Origin of the sequence: Catenibacterium sp. AM22-6LB, assembly GCF_003435615.1 — a bacterium.
GTDB lineage: Bacteria > Bacillota_I > Bacilli_A > Erysipelotrichales > Coprobacillaceae > Catenibacterium > Catenibacterium mitsuoka_A.
Genome location: NZ_QTUM01000046.1, coordinates 1 through 20,263 on the forward strand (window position 1 = coordinate 1; position 20,263 = coordinate 20,263).

The 20,263-nt window shown below is 33.2% G+C and carries 22 protein-coding genes and 1 pseudogene; 7 read left to right on the forward strand and 16 right to left on the reverse strand.

Annotated features, from left to right (window positions below):
- Positions 1 to 411, forward strand: a 411-nt coding sequence (locus DW269_RS09385; RefSeq protein ID WP_147321692.1) for an IS3 family transposase, incomplete at its 5' end; no start/stop codon positions are given.
- 696 nt (positions 412 to 1,107) lie between these two features.
- On the forward strand, positions 1,108 to 1,392 hold the full coding sequence (locus DW269_RS09390) for a hypothetical protein (protein WP_117459518.1): 285 nt from the start codon (positions 1,108 to 1,110) through the stop codon (positions 1,390 to 1,392).
- Between the two features lie 11 nt (positions 1,393 to 1,403).
- Here DW269_RS09390 and DW269_RS09395 read toward each other — a convergent pair whose 3' ends face one another.
- From DW269_RS09395 to pyrB, 5 genes are all read right to left on the reverse strand, one after another.
- Positions 1,404 to 3,296 carry an ABC transporter ATP-binding protein gene (locus tag DW269_RS09395; protein ID WP_117459519.1) on the reverse strand — a complete coding sequence of 631 codons (1,893 nt, stop codon included), beginning with the start codon at positions 3,294 to 3,296 and terminating at the stop codon, positions 1,404 to 1,406.
- The gene (locus tag DW269_RS09400) at positions 3,286 to 5,037 is read right to left on the reverse strand and encodes an ABC transporter ATP-binding protein (protein ID WP_370446097.1); all 1,752 of its coding nucleotides are present in this window, start codon (positions 5,035 to 5,037) and stop codon (positions 3,286 to 3,288) included. The genes DW269_RS09395 and DW269_RS09400 overlap by 11 nt, the downstream gene beginning before the upstream one ends.
- A 13-nt stretch (positions 5,038 to 5,050) precedes the next feature.
- Positions 5,051 to 5,479, reverse strand: a complete 429-nt coding sequence (locus DW269_RS09405; protein ID WP_117459520.1) for a MarR family winged helix-turn-helix transcriptional regulator — start codon at positions 5,477 to 5,479, stop codon at positions 5,051 to 5,053.
- 98 nt (positions 5,480 to 5,577) lie between these two features.
- Positions 5,578 to 6,003, reverse strand: a complete 426-nt coding sequence (locus DW269_RS09410; RefSeq protein ID WP_117459521.1) for an aspartate carbamoyltransferase regulatory subunit — start codon at positions 6,001 to 6,003, stop codon at positions 5,578 to 5,580.
- Positions 6,000 to 6,935: an aspartate carbamoyltransferase gene (gene pyrB, locus DW269_RS09415; RefSeq protein ID WP_022424651.1), complete on the reverse strand. Its 936-nt coding sequence runs from the start codon at positions 6,933 to 6,935 to the stop codon at positions 6,000 to 6,002. Before pyrB ends, DW269_RS09410 begins: the two co-directional genes overlap by 4 nt.
- Before the next feature lie 137 nt (positions 6,936 to 7,072).
- Between pyrB and DW269_RS09420 the strand changes: the two genes are divergently transcribed.
- The 3 genes and pseudogenes from DW269_RS09420 (at position 7,073) to DW269_RS09430 (ending at position 8,578) form a co-directional block, all read left to right on the forward strand.
- The gene (locus DW269_RS09420) at positions 7,073 to 7,660 is read left to right on the forward strand and encodes a sugar O-acetyltransferase (RefSeq protein WP_117459522.1); all 588 of its coding nucleotides are present in this window, start codon (positions 7,073 to 7,075) and stop codon (positions 7,658 to 7,660) included.
- A 416-nt stretch (positions 7,661 to 8,076) separates the two neighbouring features.
- Positions 8,077 to 8,241 (forward strand): annotated as a pseudogene (locus DW269_RS13220) (ISL3 family transposase); the annotation flags it as partial.
- A gap of 142 nt (positions 8,242 to 8,383) precedes the next feature.
- The gene (locus DW269_RS09430; protein WP_117459524.1) at positions 8,384 to 8,578 is read left to right on the forward strand and encodes a hypothetical protein; all 195 of its coding nucleotides are present in this window, start codon (positions 8,384 to 8,386) and stop codon (positions 8,576 to 8,578) included.
- A 78-nt stretch (positions 8,579 to 8,656) separates the two neighbouring features.
- On the opposite strand, the gene DW269_RS09435 is transcribed toward DW269_RS09430, so the two are convergent.
- The 10 genes from DW269_RS09435 to fmt form a co-directional block, all read right to left on the reverse strand.
- Positions 8,657 to 9,883, reverse strand: a complete 1,227-nt coding sequence (locus DW269_RS09435; protein WP_117459525.1) for a prolyl oligopeptidase family serine peptidase — start codon at positions 9,881 to 9,883, stop codon at positions 8,657 to 8,659.
- Positions 9,884 to 10,013: 130 nt separating this feature from the next.
- Complete coding sequence (locus DW269_RS09440; RefSeq protein WP_117459526.1) at positions 10,014 to 10,850, reverse strand: AraC family transcriptional regulator; 837 nt, start codon at positions 10,848 to 10,850, stop codon at positions 10,014 to 10,016.
- Positions 10,851 to 10,885: 35 nt separating this feature from the next.
- Positions 10,886 to 11,509 (reverse strand): YitT family protein, encoded by a 624-nt coding sequence (locus DW269_RS09445; RefSeq protein ID WP_117459527.1) that lies wholly within the window; start codon positions 11,507 to 11,509, stop codon positions 10,886 to 10,888.
- 67 nt (positions 11,510 to 11,576) lie between these two features.
- Positions 11,577 to 11,816 carry a hypothetical protein gene (locus DW269_RS09450; RefSeq protein WP_117459528.1) on the reverse strand — a complete coding sequence of 80 codons (240 nt, stop codon included), beginning with the start codon at positions 11,814 to 11,816 and terminating at the stop codon, positions 11,577 to 11,579.
- A gap of 4 nt (positions 11,817 to 11,820) precedes the next feature.
- Positions 11,821 to 11,958 (reverse strand): hypothetical protein, encoded by a 138-nt coding sequence (locus DW269_RS12640; RefSeq protein ID WP_158546351.1) that lies wholly within the window; start codon positions 11,956 to 11,958, stop codon positions 11,821 to 11,823.
- Positions 11,959 to 12,365: 407 nt separating this feature from the next.
- Positions 12,366 to 12,500 carry a hypothetical protein gene (locus tag DW269_RS13155; RefSeq protein WP_255413857.1) on the reverse strand — a complete coding sequence of 45 codons (135 nt, stop codon included), beginning with the start codon at positions 12,498 to 12,500 and terminating at the stop codon, positions 12,366 to 12,368.
- A gap of 409 nt (positions 12,501 to 12,909) precedes the next feature.
- Entirely contained in the window at positions 12,910 to 13,581 is a 672-nt protein-coding gene (locus DW269_RS09460) for a TIGR00266 family protein (RefSeq protein ID WP_117459530.1), read from the reverse strand.
- A gap of 11 nt (positions 13,582 to 13,592) precedes the next feature.
- The gene (locus DW269_RS09465; RefSeq protein ID WP_117459531.1) at positions 13,593 to 14,435 is read right to left on the reverse strand and encodes a Cof-type HAD-IIB family hydrolase; all 843 of its coding nucleotides are present in this window, start codon (positions 14,433 to 14,435) and stop codon (positions 13,593 to 13,595) included.
- A 3-nt stretch (positions 14,436 to 14,438) separates the two neighbouring features.
- Positions 14,439 to 15,740 (reverse strand): pyrimidine-nucleoside phosphorylase, encoded by a 1,302-nt coding sequence (locus tag DW269_RS09470; RefSeq protein WP_117459532.1) that lies wholly within the window; start codon positions 15,738 to 15,740, stop codon positions 14,439 to 14,441.
- 9 nt (positions 15,741 to 15,749) lie between these two features.
- The gene (gene fmt / locus DW269_RS09475; protein WP_117459533.1) at positions 15,750 to 16,700 is read right to left on the reverse strand and encodes a methionyl-tRNA formyltransferase; all 951 of its coding nucleotides are present in this window, start codon (positions 16,698 to 16,700) and stop codon (positions 15,750 to 15,752) included.
- 144 nt (positions 16,701 to 16,844) lie between these two features.
- Here fmt and rpsT point away from each other — a divergent pair, with 144 nt between their 5' ends.
- The gene (rpsT, locus tag DW269_RS09480; RefSeq protein ID WP_055234210.1) at positions 16,845 to 17,108 is read left to right on the forward strand and encodes a 30S ribosomal protein S20; all 264 of its coding nucleotides are present in this window, start codon (positions 16,845 to 16,847) and stop codon (positions 17,106 to 17,108) included.
- Positions 17,109 to 17,221: 113 nt separating this feature from the next.
- On the forward strand, positions 17,222 to 18,289 hold the full coding sequence (gene ispG, locus DW269_RS09485) for a flavodoxin-dependent (E)-4-hydroxy-3-methylbut-2-enyl-diphosphate synthase (protein ID WP_117459534.1): 1,068 nt from the start codon (positions 17,222 to 17,224) through the stop codon (positions 18,287 to 18,289).
- A gap of 38 nt (positions 18,290 to 18,327) precedes the next feature.
- On the opposite strand, the gene DW269_RS09490 is transcribed toward ispG, so the two are convergent.
- Complete coding sequence (locus tag DW269_RS09490; RefSeq protein WP_117459535.1) at positions 18,328 to 19,581, reverse strand: RNA-binding domain-containing protein; 1,254 nt, start codon at positions 19,579 to 19,581, stop codon at positions 18,328 to 18,330.
- Positions 19,582 to 20,263: the final 682 nt, after the last annotated feature.

Sequence of the window (20,263 nt, forward strand, 5' to 3'; positions counted from 1 at the left end):
ACATTCAGATCAGCTGTAGAAGCTAATCCAGGAGCACATCCGTTATTTCATAGTGATGGTGGCTACCAGTATACGAGTCCAATATTTGTACGTATGCTTAATGATAATGGCATGGAACAGAGCATGTCCAGAGTTCACTGCTGCATTGATAATGGACCAATGGAAGGATTCTGGGGAATACTTAAATGTGAGATATATCATTATGGCAAGAAATATGAAACAAGAGAGGAATTAGAAGAGGCAACAAGAGAATGGATAAGATATTACAGTCATGAAAGATATCAACGAAGATTTGGTGTGAGAACACCTTATGAAGTAAGAAGTGAAGCATTGTGCAATGAGAATCCAGTTCAGTATCCAATACCTGAGAACAAGGCGATACAGAAATATAAGGCAGCACATTATGCATAAAAATATGCCTGCCACTACGTGGCAGGCATAGGTACATGTTTTTAATTATTTCACCTGTCTACTTGACAGGGGCGGTTCACGATAGACGGTTAGCCCATTTTACTATTTAGAATATCATCAAAGATAACCGCTTAGTTTACCAGACCAGGGCGGTTATTTTTGTGGTTTATGATTATCTTTACCTAATGTATATCCGATACTAAAGCAGGTTAAGCCGAAGCATACTACTGCTATGAAGTCAATAATACTCATTGGCTTAACCCTCCTTTCCACTGGATTCCTTTACAGGTTTCTATGTAATCAGAGGGTCACAGTCCCTCTGGAGAAGGACTAACCGCCTACCGTTAGCGTAGCACCCATGTTTCGATTGTAACAGTTAAAAATTACCGGTGCAATATAAAGTTGGTAGAGAAACATCTAGTATCTACAGAAGAGAATCGGTTTGAGTATTCTCCGGTGCCAAAACGGTGCCAAGAAATCAGGCAAATCAAAATTGGTGGTGCAATTCAACCGCTTTTCACTGTATTTTGGAGAGAAAACCATAAAAAACATGAGGTAAAACGGAATTAAAGTATCGTGCTTATAGACGAATAGAGCTTATTCAAATGTTTAATGAGAGAGAGCTGGATCTTATTATCATGATGGAAAATAAATGCCCTAAAAGGCCCATCTCTTTTATTAAAAACCTATCCTCTTATGAAGTATTATCATAAAGATACTTCTTTAGAATCTCTTCCATTACTCTATGATACATCCACAGAGTATAAGAATATAGATACAGAAATAGAACAGTTACTTTTAAAAGCATGTATGAAAGAAGGTTATGTCATCTTACAGAAGTTCATGGATCAGAGTCCTTATTGTAAGTATTTATCTTCTTCTCCTACAAATAAGACTTCTTCTTTGTATCTTTACTATCATGAAGATGCCCATCAAATCATTCATAATATTATCCAGACACTCAAAAAGCATGCCATCTAGGCATGCTCATTTTATTCTAGTTCGAATGCTCCAGTATATAACTGATAATACTGACCCTTCTGTTTAATTAAGTCATCATGAGAACCACGTTCAATAATATGGCCATGATCTAATACCATGATTACATCAGAATTCTGTACAGTAGACAATCTATGTGCAATAACAAATACAGTACGTCCCTTCATTAAAGCATCCATACCCTTTTGTACAATCGCTTCTGTACGTGTATCAATAGATGATGTTGCTTCATCCATGATCATAACAGGTGGATCTGCCACAGCAGCTCTTGCAATCGCAATAAGCTGTCTCTGACCTTGTGATAAACTTGCCCCATTACCAGTCAACATTGTGTTATAACCATCTGGTAAACGAGTAATGAAATCATCAGCACCCGCAAGCTTTGCAGCTTCAATACATTGTTCATCAGTCGCTTCTAGATAACCATAACGGATATTATCCATAACTGTACCAGTAAAGAGGTTTGTATCCTGTAAGATAATACCAAGTGATCTTCTTAAATCAGGCTTTTTGATCTTATTGATGTTGATACCATCATATCTGATCTTACCATCTTCAATATCATAGAATCTATTAATTAAGTTGGTAATAGTTGTCTTACCAGCACCAGTGGCCCCTACAAAGGCTACTTTCTGACCAGGCTTTGCATATAATGTGATGTTATGAAGAATCATCTTATTAGGATTATAGGCGAAATCTACATCATGCATTTCTACATCGCCTTCAAGTCTTGTATAAGTCACAGTACCATCTTCATGTGGATGTTTCCATGCCCACATTTCAGTACGTTCAGTCGTTTCTACTAATTCACCATTTTCTTCTTTAGCATTCACTAAAGTAACATAGCCTTCATCAAATTCAGGTTCTTCATCCAATAATCCAAAGATACGGCTTGCCCCTGCAAGACCCATAACAACAGAGTTGATCTGCTGAGAAATCTGACCAATCTGGCCAGTGAACTGCTTAGTCATATTTAAGAATGGAACAACGATAGAAATATTAAGTGCCATACCAGATAAAGATACATTTGGTGTCTTTAGATAAAGAAGAACACCTCCTGTTAAGGCAATTAATACATAAAGAATATTACCCATGTTATGAAGAACAGGCATCAAGATATTCGCAAATGTATTGGCTTTTCTAGATGCTTCAAACCAGGCATTGTTTACTTTATCAAACCCTGCGATTGCATCTTCTTCATGATTGAATACTTTAATAACCTTCTGTCCATTCATCATTTCTTCAATATAACCTTCAGTTGCACCAAGTGTCTGCTGCTGTTTAATAAAGAATCTTGAACTCTTAGAACCAAAATTCTTAGTAATAAAGAACATAATAACACAGCCAATTAATACAACCCCAGTCAACCAAAAACTATAGTAGATCATGATGCAAAATACTGTTAGAAGTACAATAGAAGTCTGCATCAATGCAGGTAATGACTGAGAAATAAGCTGTCTTAATGTATCAGTATCATTTGTATAAATAGACATGATATCACCATGTGCATTTGTATCAAAATAACGGATTGGAAGACTTTCCATTCTTGCAAACATCTTTTCTCTGAATTTCATTAATGAACCCTGAGTAACTACGGCCATTAAACGGTTGTATGTAAATGATGCAATTAATGAAAGAATATAGAGGATTGCAAGAATTGAAACAAATGAAAATACTTCGACCTGTGCCTGTGCCCAGTTCTTAGTACGCCAGTATTTTTCAATAACAGCAATGATATTCTGCATAAAAACAGATGGAATAGAGCTGACAACTGAGTTAAAAAGAATTAATGCAATAATAATAGGTAGAAGAACAGGATAGAATTCAAAGAGTGTTTTAATGAGACGTATAAATGTGTTCTTCTTATTACCACGATTATTTTTCATCCTGTTCACCTCCCTTGTTTTGTGAATAGTATACTTCCTGATAAATCGGATTTGATGCAAGAAGTTCATCATGAGTACCGACTGCTTCAATAGAACCATTATTCATGATAATGATCTGATCTGCATCCTGTACACTTGAAACTCTTTGTGCAATGATGATCTTTGTAGTTTCAGGAATAAACTTCTTAAATCCTGCTCTAATAATAGCATCTGTTTTAGTATCTACAGCACTTGTAGAGTCATCAAGAATTAAGATTTTAGGTTTCTTAAGTAATGCACGAGCAATACATAATCTCTGCTTCTGACCACCAGAAACATTTGTACCACCCTGTTCAATATGTGTATCATATTTATCAGGGAACTGTTCGATAAATTCATCAGCACATGCAAGATGACATGCTTCTTCTATTTCTTCATCTGTGGCATCTTTATTACCCCAGCGTAAGTTTTCTTTAATAGAACCTGAGAATAGGACATTCTTCTGCAATACAACAGAGACTGCATCTCTTAAAGTGACTAAGTCATAATCTTTTACATTTACACCACCGACTTTAACTTCACCTTCAGTCACATCATATAGACGTGAAATAAGGTTAACAAGTGATGTTTTAGAAGAACCAGTACCTCCTAGAATACCAATAGTCTGTCCTGATTTAATATGTAGATTAATATTTTCAAGAGCATAACGATCAGCACGCTTAGAATATTTAAATGATACGTTATTAAAATCAATAGAACCATCATTTACTTCATAAATAGGATTTTCTGGATTAGAAATAGTACGTTTTTCTTCTAATACAGCAACAATACGTTCACATGATTCAATAGAGATAGTCACCATTACAAAGATCATTGATAACATCATCAAGCTCATAAGAATCTGGAAACTATAAGTAAGTAATGAAGACAACTGTCCAACCTGAATAATAGCTCCACCAAAATTAACAACCAAATAAGAACCAAAAGTAAGTACAAAAATCATTACAACATAAAGACAGAACTGCATCATTGGGTTATTTAAGGCAAGAATCTTTTCTGCTTTTGTGAAATCAGCACATACATCTTCTGCAGCTTCGTTAAATTTCTTCATTTCAAAGTCTTCACGTACAAATGATTTTACGACTCTAATACCATTGATATTTTCCTGTACTGAGTTATTTAAGTTATCATATTTCTTAAATACTTTTCTAAATAAAGGCATTGTCTTCTTAATCACAAGACCTAGACCAATACCAAGTACAGGAATAGTAAATAAGAAAATAAAAGCCAATGGTCCTCCCATTATGAATCCCATCACAAGTGAGAATATCAACATAAGTGGAGCACGTACAACTGTACGAATAATCATCATATAAGCCATCTGAACGTTAGTAACATCTGTTGTCATACGTGTTACAAGTGATGAAGCACTGAAACGGTCAATGTTTTCAAATGAGAAGTTCTGAACAGCCATAAATAAGTCTTTACGTAGGTTCTTACCAAAACCTGCAGATGCATTGGCTGCAGTAATACCTGCAAGAGCCCCAAATAGAAGTGAGAAACAAGCCATGATAATAAGTATCACACCATATTTCAAAATAACAGATAGATCACAACCATTCTGCATTTTGTTGACAAGATTAGCAACCATTAGTGGAATAATACATTCTACTAAGGCTTCAAATGCAACAAGAATAGGTGTCAAAATAGAATCTCTCTTGTATTCACGAATACTTTTCTTAAGCACACGAATTATATTCATCTTTTTTCCCCTTTCATTCATTTTCTAGATTTGAATAGACTTTACTAAGAAGATCGGCTAAAGTATCAATTTCTTCCTGTGTTAATCCCTTCATCATGAGACGATTGGATTCAGCCATATTCTTTTTTGCCTGTGCACAATGGCCTTCACCTTTTTGTGTTAAGCAGGCAATTTTAATTCGCTTATCCTTAGGATCATCACAACAATCAATCAGATTCTTTTCCTGAAGTCTTCTAAGAAGTCCCGCAGTAGTAGATTGAGCTACATGTAAGTCTTTCTCAATCTCCTTAAAGGTCATTCTCTGATCAGGTGCTTCCTGTAATTTCAATAAAACATGGGACTGCATTAAAGTTAATCCTTCTTTTCTTAAAGAATTATTCGCACGCTTCTTTAAACAGTCATTAATATGTTTAATATAGCCTACTGCTTCACTTTCTCTCATCAGTTTACCTCCTTCTGCGCATTAGAATGATAGTACACTTTCAATTCAATGTCAATAGCATACTATTAAATATCAAATTATGAAAAAAGAAGAACTTATTAGTCCTTCTTCTCAGCCTTAGATTCACAATAATAACATCTATAGATACGTTTCTCTCTATTTGCTAGATAGAACACCTGATCTAAATCTCTTTCTACAGATGTAATACATCTTGGGTTCTTACATTTAGCCACATTAATGATTTTTTCAGGAAGCTGTAATTTCTTCTTTTCTACTGTTTCACCATTCTTAATAATAGAAACAGTAATATTAGGATCAATATAACCTAATACATCTAAATCAACATCAAAATCGTTATCAATCTTGACGATATCTTTCTTACCCATCTTATTAGAGCGGCAATTCATGATGATTGCAACCTGACAATCTAACTTACCTAGATCAAGAGCATCATATACTTCTTTAGCCTTACCAGCTGCAATATGGTCAATCACAATACCATTTTTAATACTGTCTATTCTCATAATCTTTCCACCTCATTCTGTAATCCTAATAAGCTTAAGATCAATGCCATACGGATAAAACGTCCATTATGAGCCTGTCTGAAATAAGCAGCTCTTGGATCTGCATCGACTTCAGTCTTGATTTCATTGACACGTGGAAGTGGATGCATAATAATCATATCTTTCTTTGCAGCCTGTAATTTTTCTTCATCTAAGATATAAGTATCTCTTAAACGGATATAATCCTGTTCATTGAAGAAACGTTCCTGCTGTACTCTTGTCATATAAAGAATATCTAATTCTGGCATGACTTCTTCCATGCTACGTACTTCTTTATATTCAATACCCATTGGATCAAGAATGTCTTCTTTTAAGTATTCAGGAAGTTTTAATTCATCTGGAGAGATGAATACAAACTTAGTACCTTCATAACGTGACATTGCTTTTAATAATGAATGAACTGTACGTCCAAACTTCAAGTCACCACAGAAACCTACTGTAAGGTTCTTTAAAGTGCCTTTTTCTCTCTGAATAGTTAATAAGTCAGTTAATGTCTGAGTAGGATGATTATGTCCTCCATCACCTGCATTAATTAAAGGTACAGTGCATGTTGATGAAGCCACAACTGGAGCACCTTCCTTTGGATGACGCATTGCGATAATATCACAATAGCCGCTAACTACATGAATTGTATCTGATACTGTTTCTCCCTTAGAAGCACTAGATACGTTTGCAGTTGGGAATCCTAATACCTTTCCTCCAAGTGATAACATAGCACTTTCAAAAGATAGTCTTGTACGTGTACTAGGTTCGAAGAATAGTGTTGCAAGAATCTTATGTGCACATACGTCCTGATAACGTGTACGGTCTTTGATGATATCGTTAGCGAGTGCGATTAAATCATCAATTTCTTCAACAGATAAGTCCATTGGATCAATAATGAATTTTTTCATGGTGAGCTCCTTCTTTATAAACTTGTTTTAATTCCTACCTATTATATCACAGCCCCTCTATTTAAACAGTTTTTTCTAATAAAAACGTTTAATTGATATATTAACTATATTATTATGATATGCTAAGGAGAAAGATTATGACTGAAAAAGAGAAAATGTTGAAAGAAATGTTGTATAATGCCAACAATGATGAAGATCTACTTAAAGAAAGAACAATCGCAAAAGATTTATGTTTCAAATTTAATCAACTGATGCCTTCTGATGTAGAGAATCAAAAGAAACTATTAAATGAACTGCTTGGACAAATAGATGATACCGCATCAATTCTAGCATCTTTCTGGTGTGATTATGGTTACAACATCAAGGTAGGAAAAAACTTCTTTGCAAATCATAACACTGTCATTATTGATTGTGCTCCAGTAACTTTTGGAGATAATGTCTTTATTGCACCTAACTGTGGTTTTTATACTGCAGGACATCCAATTGACACAAAACGTAGAAATCAAGGACTAGAGTACGCTTATCCTATTACGGTAGGAAACAATGTTTGGATAGGTGCAGGTGTTCATGTGATGCCTGGAGTCACTATTGGTGATAATGTTGTCATTGGTGGAGGCAGTGTTGTTGTCAAGGATATTCCTAGCAACAGTGTAGCCGTAGGTAATCCATGTAAAGTAATACGTCCTATTACTGAAGAAGACGAACAAACTAATTGGGATAGATAAAAAGGGACAAAATAAATTTTGCCCTCAAGGGGGGTGTAACGAATAGACAATATGAAATGACGAGGAGGAAACAAAAAAATAACTCTCCTTAATTGTTCAATCATGGATTTACCATTATACTTTGAGTAGTAATAAAAATTCGTAGTATTGTGGGATTACCGCAAAAAAAATAAGGAGGATTACCTATGAATAGAATAATAAAAATTGGGATGGTCCGCATTTTGCTTTTTTTGAAACTATAATGAGCTATTTACCCGTTACAGCTCCTTTTTCTTTAAAATAATAGTTGGTGATTTCATGATTGATGATACTAACTATGCTGATTGTCTTGCTTTATATAATTTTGATCATGTTGAAAAGCATTCTATCTAAGGAATGATGTTACCTATTTCTATGAGCAGTGCACTTATGGCACTGCAAAGAAACAGCTCGAGAAGATCATAATTGATTTCAGAAGCAGCATCGTTGCAGAGATGAGCACTTTTGCGAATACTCTTACCAACTGGAAAAAGGAAATCATTAACAGTTTCATAATTGTGGATGACAAGACAAACAGAAAGATGAACACTGCCATCGTTTAAAACAGAAACAAATCCATCAAGCTTCTCAACCATGCTTCAAACGGCTATATGAACTGGGAGAGATTTCGCAATCGTATCCTATATACATTAAACGAAGATACAACCTTCTATTACACAAGTATAAAAAAGGATGGTAAATAATATGAGTAAGGTGTTTAAACTTATTATTGACGATGGTAATGAACCAATAATACTTGAGGAAGATGAAGTTTTAGAGGATAATCTTAATCATCTAGAGTCTATTTCTAACCGAATTGATGATATTCAGTTTTCTCTAATAAAAACAGACGATAAGGATTCATCGTCGGATTTAGATATTTCTGAAATAGACTTCTAGAGCGTAAAAAAGTATGAGGTGAGTTTCACCCCATACTACGTGATAATTAAAATATAGGAAACCCCTAGTTATTTTAAATCACCCATTTTTTATCGCATTTTCTACAGGTGTTTTTATTTCATCATTTAAAGATTGTTGAGCTGTCCATTGCCATAAATGTTCTCCATTATTTTCTGGTTCATTTTTAGCTGTATGAATCCAAGAACTATGTCCACCTGTTTCATATGTAGTTAATATAGCACCTTTATCTTTTAATAAAGTATAAACTCTTAATGCACTTTCTTCGTATTTAACTGTTGTATCATCTTTAGCTTGAATAACCCATGTTGGTATATTAATTGATTTTATCTCTTCATCTGTAATTATTCTACCTTCTCCATATGTCTTTATGTTTTGTTGATCAATAGCTGGACATGTTGATACTACTGCAGCAAATAAATTTGGATTATGTACAACCATATCTAATGCCATATACCCTCCTGCTGAACATCCATAAGAATATATTCTATTTGAATCAATATTATTATTTTTTATAATATTATTAATCAATTTTGTTGCATCATCAATATTTTCTGACCATTCATGTGGAGTTTGAGGCGCTAATACATATGCTCCATTAAAAATATTTTGTGCTTCATCGCTTGCTAAAGCAACAGCTCCTCTATTTGCTTTTAATTGAGAAAGATTATTATAGTGCAATCCTCTAAATCCAGATTCTCCACCTCCATGAAACCATACTATAAGTGGGTGTTTATTCCCATCATTTGCATTATTAGGTGTATAGAATTGATATTTTAACCCATTTGATTCACCTGCACTAAATTTATCAATTTCTTCATTTATGATTTTTTCATTTTGTAAAAATTGAATATTACTTAATTCACTTCCATCTCTTAATGGTAATCCCTCATTCAAAGCAATTGTATACTTTATATTCAATAAAGAACTACACCCTTTTAACGTTGTAAAATTTGCTGTAAAATCTAATGTGTTTTTCCCTTTTGTTTCTTCATCGGTCACTAAGTGTAAAATAATATTTCCGTTTTTTTCTTCTACACTTTCAACTTTTCTTTCTTCATCGTATAATCCACAATGTTGTAAACCAGATTGAGAATTAGGACCAAAAAATTCTTTTTCAAGTTGGCTAGAATATACTGTTGTTCCTGTTGCATGAACATTAAACATATCTTTTGTTATCTTACTATCATCAATTTCTAGATTAGATGTTTTCAAAACAACAGAATCTATAGCTTCTCCATCATCATAAACTACAGAATGTAAATCAAAAATTAACGTTTTATCCATCTTATGCCTAAACTGGAATAATTTCAAAAGAGAACAACAACATTATACTAAATAAATGAGTTGTAATTTTTGTCATTATACCCTTCCTTTCTATATTTAAAATATATAGAAAATAATGGATAAATTATATTTATTTAGTGACTTTCTCGTCATTAATATGTGACTTTCTATATTGTCCTGGTGTCAATTTAAATATTTTTTTAAAAGAATTAATGTATTGTGTTTCGTTAGAAAATCCTGTATTAAACGCAATATCAGTAATTGTTTTATTATTCAATTCTAACTCAATTAGTGATTTATTTAATCTATATTGAGTTAAATAATCTTTAAATGGCATACCTATTTCTTTTTTAAAAAATCTCGAAAAATACTCTCTAGAATATCCAAAATGTTTTGCTACCTCATATACAAGCAATTCTTCATTATAGTGGTTATTAACATATTCTAATATATCTTTTGTCTTTTCTGTTTTAATCATTTTACGTTCATTTTTACAATTTTCGTATAAAAAAATTAACATTTCCAGTGTCACCATTAATATGTTCATATATCTGGTAGATTGATTACTTATATAAAAGCTATAAATATCCATCATATATTTTGTTATTTTCTTATTTAAAAACGGCTCGTCAATATTGAAATATATATTCTTAATATCAGGTATCATTTTCTTTAAAAATCCGTAATTTATATGCATTGTATATCCTACAATTTTTTCATCAAATTCTTTATATTGAGGTATAGAATAATGAATTTCTCCACAATTTGATATATTCACTTCATTCTTATAACGAATTCTTTTCATCCCATCATTAAAAAATATAACTTTTCCTTCAAACACTATTGATAATTCTAAAGACCTATGCCAATGTGCTGTACAAATTTGACATTGGCTTTTTTTATGAGGATAAATACTTATAGGTAAATTATTCATTGTTTTTGTTATTTCATAATATATTTTTTGCATTTTTCCTCCGACTTAAAATTCAATCAATTGAGTCATTATTTTTTAATAGCATTTTTATATGTCTTAAATTGAAAATTTTCTAAAACACTTATTACACGTCCTATATAAAAAGCTGAAAAAACAGTTCCTATCCCAATACCATAAATAGGACTATGGCAAACAAGACAGATAGTTATTGTTGCTAGAAGCATACTGATATCAAATATATTCTTACAGAGAGAATAAGGTTTATGGAAAACTTCTGAAATACTTAATACCATGCCATCTACAGGTGTCATAATTAAATCTCCTTTAATCATTAAATAAACTCCAATCGCACAACACGTATTTCCTATTAACAACACAAGTATTTGTGTATAAAGATTCAAATTTATTGTAGGTATTATGTATTGATATAAATCAACTAAAAAACCAAATATAAAAGAAAACGGAATTTCTAAAATAAATTTCATACTAATTTTTCTTTCAAGAATCATTTGAATACAAACGAAGATTAAATAAAAAACAATATTTGCTTGCCCAAATGTTAGAAATGTTAAAAAACTTACTGCATAAGGAAGTGTACTAAAAGCCCCTACTCCTAAATTAGATAATGTATTACACGTAATCCCTAAAACTAATATATTCATTCCTAATAAATAAATTAAATATTTTTTCATATCGTCCCTCTTTTCATCCTTATTTTTTAAATCTGTTTAATAACTATCAACCGAAATTGATAATGTCTCAAAAATAATCAAACATTAGCACCACAACGGTGCTTTTGTTTTGCGACATAACTCGCAAAGCTGGCTTTTCTCCATGGATGATCCATTGGAGGAATATATTTTTCTTTTCTTTCTTAGGTTCCTCCTTAGGAGCATCAAATTCCTTTGATACTAATACGTGTTCAGCTACTTCTTTTATCAGATAAAGCTTATCAGCGATATTAGCCAGAAGCTGTCCATCAAATGTCTCTATGACCATGCAGTCAGTCTTTTACTGCGAAATATCTTCCGTCACCATTTTCAGTTACTGGAAAATAGTATTTATTGTCGAATCTAATGCAGTGGCCACTATCAATGGTTCTAGTTGAAAGTATTGCAAGAGTACGATTGATTTTCTCCATAGATGGTTGCTTCTCATATACCGATTTGGTACTATTAAGGCGTAGAGCGAACTGATTATTGTATTTTTTTATGTAGGAGTTTAAAAATACATTTGCGTCCTCTATATTGGTGATATGAGCGTGCCTTAGTTCGACTGGTAATCGTGACTGGAGCGTCTGGTTGAGTCTTTCGACTCTTCCTTTTGCTTGTGGTACGCTCGTAGTTTTTATTTCAATTCCCAGTTTATGACAGGCATAAGAGAACTGAGTAAATGTATCCTCAGCATCTGAAGGTCTGTCTTTTCTTTTATATTCGAATACAGTGCGTCTGTCCGTATAGAACATAGCAGGTATGCCGTGATTAATAAGAATCTGATAAAGCACTTCGTAATACCCCTTAAGTGTTTCCTGACGGTCAAAATAGGCTCCTACAACCTTTCCGTCTGCATCATTTCACCTGCATATTTTGATCTAGGACGTCTTGGATGTGCATCCTGTTCATCGAGTACATTGATTGATTCCTTTATCTCATTCTTCACCTTTTCAGATGTAGTGTCTTTCATTCTACCTTTAAGTTTTTTCTTCAAGGCTTTCTTTGGTTTTTTCTGGCTTTTGGAGAAAGCACATTCTCAGCTCTCATCCAGCTGTTGAGTGTTGTATCACTTATCTTTACATCAAAGTCACTTTACACAATCTCACAGAAATGAATGAAGTTTGCGTCAGAGAAATCATTAATATAAAGAGAGATGATCTTATTCTTTATATCTAAAGGAACTGCAGAAGCGACAGGTATATCTTTTTCAAAAGAATTCAAAAGAAATATTAAAATCTAGTAGCGCATATGTCTGATATGTCGTATAATCTTGTTGGTATGTTTTCATGGTAGAATTAATGTACCATAAAAGGCGGACTTCGGTCCGCCTTTTTCTGTTTATGAAAATATAATGAGTTATTTACCCGTTACAGCCTTTTTTAGTCATTTTGAGGCATAAAACCCGATAAGCTTTCAGCGAGTGTAGAAATAGGCATTGTCTGTACAATTACATGACCTGGTCCCTTGACTACCGTGTTAAAGAATCCTTCTCCTCCTAGGAACTTATTCTTTATACCTTTTACAGAAACAATATCAATATGACAAGATGAACTCATTGCCACAAGATTACCTGTATTCACAACCATCTCTTCGCCAGGATTTAAGTCATATTCTATAGCTGTACCATCTATCTCAATAAATAGTAAACCTGAGCCAAAATATCTATTCATGATGAACCCTTCTCCACCAAAAAATCCTATTGTACCTTTTTTAGAAAAAGAGATTTCTCTTTTTACTGTTTCTTCACTTGCAAGATAAGAAGACTTCTGAACAATAATATCTCCCTGGCTCACATCATACACAAGTATGTCACCAGGAAAAGAAGATCCTAAGGCAATCATGCTCGGCTCGGTTGCTGTATACTTATTCAAGAAAAGTGTTTCTCCTGAAAAAGCACGGCCAAATAGAGATTTCATACCACCTGATACAGTATCCATAGTTAGAGCTGGTTTCATCCATACCATTGCGCCACTATCTGTCAAAATAGATTCACCTTGATCTAGATGAAGGATTGCGACAGGAAGTGGTTTTCCTTTAATTTCATACTTCATACAATCATCTCCTACTGATCTAATTTTAATTCATAAATTGCATCTGCTAAACCATCAGCATCTGGGTCCTTGAAGAAACATGTTCCAATAGCTTTTAATTTATCTGGGGCATTTTCCGCAACGACACCAATTTCACATGTATCAATCATCTGGAAATCATTCATAGAATCTCCAAAACCGATTGTATCCTTCATATCTCCATGATAATAATCTACAGCACGTTTCACACCATCTGCTTTTGTACAGTTCTTTAAGATGATTTCACCATTAATGAAATCATCTTCATATTTAGAGAATGTCACAATATTAAACATTGGTGCAATATACTTTACACAATCATAAAAAGCAATCGGATCAGGAGCAATAAAACCAATCTTAGTGACACCTGTCTTTTCTAAATCAAATTGAGAGACAGGAATACGGTTTTCTTCCTGACGTTTTAATTCAAAGAATCGCTGTAATTCTACATTATCTCCAAATTCCTTATTGTGTCTCTTGTCAAAGAATTCATTCACACCTGGTGTCTGATAAATCGCATGTTCAGTTTCTAGACAGAATAAGATACCATGATTCACAAAGAGTGTCATCATTTCTGAAAGAGTATATTGATCCATGTAGTTCTTAAAGATATACTTTCCATCTACCTGAACAAATCCTCCTGCACTTGCCACAATACCATCAATAGGTAATGCTTTAACATCACCTACAATAGAAGTAGGTGCTCTACCTGTACATAAGAATACTTTATTGCCTGCATTCTTTGCTGCTTGAATCGCTTCTTTTGTTTTTTCTGTTATATGTCTTGATTTTCCTACTAATGTACCATCAATATCAAAAAATAAAAATTTACTCATATACTACTCCATAATCTCATCAATCAATATAGGTTTTTCTACCTTTTCTTTACTAAAATGGAATGCACTTAATAATTCTTCTTTTCTTTCCTGTGTCCATTTACCATTATCATGAACAGTCACTAATGGTTCTCCCTGTTCTACATAATCACCAATCTTCTTATGTAGAATCAAACCAACGCTATGATCAATTTCATCTGTAACTGTTTCTCTACCACCACCTAGACGCATTGATACTAGTCCAAGAGTTAATGCCTCTAGATCTTCAATATATCCTGTTTTAGGTGCATAAACATCAAATATATGTTCAGCCATTGTAAACTTTTCAGGATAAAGAATATAATCGCTGTCTCCACCCTGTGCTTTTACCATTGCTTCTAAAGCATGTAATGCTTTCTTAGAAGAGATGGCTTCTTCTAGCATTTTTCTAGCTTCAGTCACTGTTTCTGCCTTTTTAGCCATCATCAGCATTGTGCTTCCTGCAGTTAAACATAATTCTAATAAATCTTCAGGACCATTGCCATTAAGTGTTGCAATCGCTTCTTTCACTTCTAATGAATTACCAATTGCATAGCCCAAAGGCTGAGACATATTAGAAATAGTGGCTCTTGTATCCTTATGAAGATGCTGACCAATTGTAATCATTGTACGAGCAAGCTTCTTTGCATCCTCTAAGTTCTTCATAAAAGCACCATCACCATATTTGACGTCAAGTAAAATTGCATCACTGCCTGCAGCTAACTTCTTACTCATAATAGAAGAAGCAATCAAAGGAATAGATTGAACAGTTCCAGTGACATCTCTTAATGCATACATCTTCTTATCTGCAGGATCAAGAGATGCTGTCTGACCAATAATAGCTAAATGAATGTCATTCACCTGTTTAATAAAATCTTCTTCATTGACATAAATATTAAGTCCTGGAATAGACTCCATCTTATCTAGAGTCCCACCTGTATGTCCAAGTCCTCTACCACTCATCTTAGCGACTGGTACACCACATGCAGCTACCATTGGACCTAATACTAAAGATGTCTTATCACCAACACCACCAGTAGAATGCTTATCTACTTTAATACCATGAATACCACTTAAATCAATCACATCACCACTATGCATCATTTCTAAAGTCAGCTGGGCTGTTTCGTGATCTGTTAATCCATTAAAGACAACAGCCATCAAGAAAGCACTCATCTGATAATCAGGAATATCACCTTTCGTATATCCCTGGATTAATTCATGAATTTCTTCATCAGTTAATACTACATTATCTTTTTTCTTTTCAATAAGATCTACCATTCTCATAAATGTCACCTACTCAAACTGAGTTCCTACCTCGAATATATTCTTACCATTTAAATAATCCCTTACAGACATACGTTTCTTACCAGAAAGCTGTATCTCTGTAATAATAAATACACCATCTTCTACCTTAACACCGATTGCATCTTTAAAGATTTTAACGATAGTACCGTTCTTTTCATCTTTATGATGTTCCTTAGCATTAGGGCAGTTATGAATTTCACCCTTATAGATTTTTACAACCTGTCCATTATAAGTTGTAAATGTACCTGGATGAGGATATAAGCCTCTTACATGATTAAAGATTTCTCTTGCAGTCTTATTCCAGTCAAGTCTTTCATCTTCTCTCTTAATAATAGGTGCATAAACAACTTCATCAGGATTCTGTGGAATTCTATCATTTGTTTCATCAAAGATAGATGGTAATGTATCCTTTAATAATTCAGCACCAATATCAGTTAAACGATCATATACAATTTCTAAGTTATCATCATCTGTAATTGGTGTGGATTTTTGAGAGATAATATCACCTGCATCCATCTTTTCTGCCATATACATAATAGTCACACCTGTTTCTTTGCGACCATCAATAATAGCACGATGCACTGGTGCACCACCACGATAAAGTGGTAATAAAGACGCATGCACATTCACACATCCTAGACGTGGTGCTTCTAATACAGCAGTTGGGACAATCTGTCCATAAGCTGCAGTAATAATTAAATCAGGCTTTAGATCTAAGACTGCCTGATAGTCATTTCTAATACGTTCTGGCTGTAATACAGGAATATCATGTTTTAATGCTTCCTGTTTCACATCACTCATAGTGAGTACTTTCTTTCTTCCTACATAACGATCTGGCTGAGTGACAACACCCACAACATCATATTTATTTTCTAGTAACATCTGCAGTACTTTTAATGAAAAAGATGCAGTTCCCATAAAAACTATTTTTTTACTCATAAAATTCCTCCTGTATTGTCTTTTTTATTATAACATACTCATTTAATAAGTGCTACCACACAGGAAAAACCAAAAAAACTATTGCAATCATCTAGCATTTTTGGTATTATAGTTCAGCAAACTATAGAACGAGGTGAGATTATTATGGCAAACATGAAACAGCAGATTAAACGTTATAAAAACGATAATGAAAAAAGATTAGCAAACAACGCAGTAAAGAGCGCTTTAAAGACTTCAATCAAGAAAGTATTAAACGCTGTAGAAGCTGGTGACAAAGAAGTTGCTGCTAAGGAATTTAGCGATTGCACAAGACAGTTAGATGCATCTGTAACTAAGCATATCCATCACAAGAACTATGCTAGCAGACAGAAAGCAAGACTTCAGAAGAAAATTAACTCAATCGGATAATTGATAGAGTTTTCTATATGAAACATAAACATCCAGCATTTTGCTGGATGTTTTCTTATGCCTTGCATTTAGGGTGTAAGTTTCTTAAAATATAAAGTGCGAGGTATAGAAATATGTTAAGAGAAGAAACAAGAAGTGTACAGGTAGGCAATTTAACTATCGGTGGTAATAATCATGTAGTGATTCAGTCTATGTGTAATACTAAGACTAAGAATGTAGAAGCAACTATTAAACAGATTAATGCGTTAGAACAAGCAGGTTGTGAACTTGTAAGAGTAGCTGTATTTGATAAAGAGGATGCTTATGCGATTAAAGAGATCAAGAAAGGGATTCATATTCCTTTAGTGGCTGATATTCATTTTGATTATAGGCTAGCTCTTATTGCTATAGAATCTGGTATTGATAAGGTACGTATTAATCCTGGTAATATTGGTTCTATCGAAAAGGTAAAAGCAGTTGTAGATGCATGTAAAGAAAAACATATCCCTATTAGAATTGGAGTTAATGGTGGTTCTTTAGAAAAAGAGATTCTAGAAAAATATGGAGAACCTACACCTGAAGGTATGATTGAATCTGCAATGAAACATGTAAAGATTCTAGAAGATTTAGATTTCCATGATATCGTTATTTCATTAAAGTCTTCTAATACAATGTTGACTATTAAAGCGTATGAATTAGCATCTAAAACATTCCCTTACCCTTTACATGTAGGTGTCACTGAAGCAGGTACTGCCTTAGGAGGCACTATTAAGTCTGCTTTAGGTATTGGTACATTATTATATGAAGGTATTGGAAATACTATTAGAGTATCTTTAAGTGATGATCCTGTGGAAGAAATTAAGGTTGCTAAGATTCTATTAAAGGAATTAGGTTTATTAAAGGGTGTCCCTACTCTTGTATCATGTCCTACTTGTGGTCGTATTCAGTATGATTTGATTCCTATCGCTAAAGAGATGGAAGATTTCTTAAAGGATATTCATCTCGATATTACAGTCGCAATTATGGGTTGTGCAGTAAATGGTCCAGGAGAAGCACGTCATGCTGATATAGGTATTGCCGGTGGTGTTGGTGAAGGTCTTCTTATTAAGCATGGTGAGATTGTAAAACGTGTTAAACAGGAAGATATGGTGCAGACACTTAAAGATGAAATTTTAAAGATGGTTGAAGAAAAAAGCGAGTAATTAATAAAACTCGCTTTTTTTACGTTACGTTAGATTTTCTATTTTATTATATATTTTGTGGATCTACCTTTTCCTTGAATCAGTACAACTCCCTTTTTCTCTAGTATTTTTAATAGAGAAGAGACTTTTGATTTACCAAAAGGTGTACTTGGTACTATTTCACTAATAGATTTTAGGACTGTTTTACTTAACGCTTTTAAAACAAGATGCTCATCATCTGTTAAATCAGAAATATCTTCAAAAACAGGCAATTCAATCTTTATAGTATTTTCTGATACTTCAAAACGAGGTTTCACAAAACTACTTTCATATAATTGTTTGATTCGTGTAATACCTGTTCCAAATATTTCTACAAATCCTAATCGATAGAATACATTCGCAAGATTTCTATTTCTTAAAACAGATGTTTTACCATTCAAATACTCTTCTTCAGAAATTCCTGTTGGTAGTCCACCCGGAGACACTATATCGATATGATTATCAAACATAGATATTCTAATATGAGAATTCACATCCCACATCCTATGAATAAGTCCATTCGCAATAGCTTCTCTAAAAGCTGCTTCTGGTATTTTTTCGACATTCTTTCTTTCAGATCCTTCTATCACTTCATATCTATAATAATCTCTAAATACCTCAAGCGATTTCTTATAGATTTCTAGAATAGACATATGATCAAATGTAATTCTTTTCTGAATAACACTGATATTTTCTCCAAATTTTATAATATCAACTCCAGGAAAATCATTAGTATCCGCTAATAAACCAGCTGCGTTATTATATCCATTATTATTGTCATAGAGATTAAGAGTTTTTAATGTATCGAGATTAAACGAACTGATTTGAATAGTTTTTTCTAATTGTTCTTCAAGAAAATGAAAAGTAAGATTCTGATCTTTGTATGGTAGTTCTTCAAAACTAATATTTTTCCCTTCCAATACAAGCCTTGAAAACTCTAATGTATCTACTTCTATAGTTGCAGAATCATTACGCTTATATGCTTTTGATTTATATAAGTATGGTTTCTGTAATCCACTTTTCACAATAAGTTTTATAGTCTTGTTTACTTCATTTGGTTCAAGTACATAATCTGGTTGCGGAGAAATAGTATCATTAATTTTGTTTTCAATATCTAAACACGCCTTGATTATATCTGACAACCCTTTAATATTGCCATCATCGTCAACTCCAAACAAGATTGTTCCACCATCATAGTTTGAAAAAGCACTAACTGTTTTCAAGAAAGTACTTGTGATTGTTTCTTTAAACTCTAGATTTCTTGTTTCACGCATATTACTATCACCTTTCCTATTCTACTACTTTAAGTATAATTAAAAATGAGCGTAAATTCAATCGAAAACTTTTTCGTCCAAATTATTTCAATCGTAAATCAGAAAAAACACCCTTTTTGTATGATTTCCGAGCGAATAATACACTTAATTATAAGAATATCAATCTCAGAATACATTCAGTATCTCACAAACGCAATTAAAATAAACGTAATTTTAATCCATTCAATTTTCGTTCATACTTTATAATGAAATCAAAATTATAAACTATAGAACAGCGTTTTTTATAACGCAAAACACTCATTAGATACATACATAGAGCTTATTCAAGCAAAAATACGCGTAAAAACAATCGAAGATTCAATCGAAAACTATTTCGTCCGCGCTATTTTCAATCGTAAATTTCAAAACACCCTCTTTGTTGGATTTTCGTCCAAATTAATAACTTGCTCGTTAAATGACAGGGTAATAATATAGCTGAATAATTCAACAATACACATCAAAATCAATCATAAATTCAATTGAAAACTTTTTCAGCCAAATTATTTCAATCAAAAACCAGAAAAATAGGCTATTTACGCACTTTTCGACCGAATCATGTATTGATTTTCACTTAATAGTGAACGTAAGAAAGTAGACTAACCTATCACTAGGCTAGTCCCTTATCAAACCGTACGTGCACTAT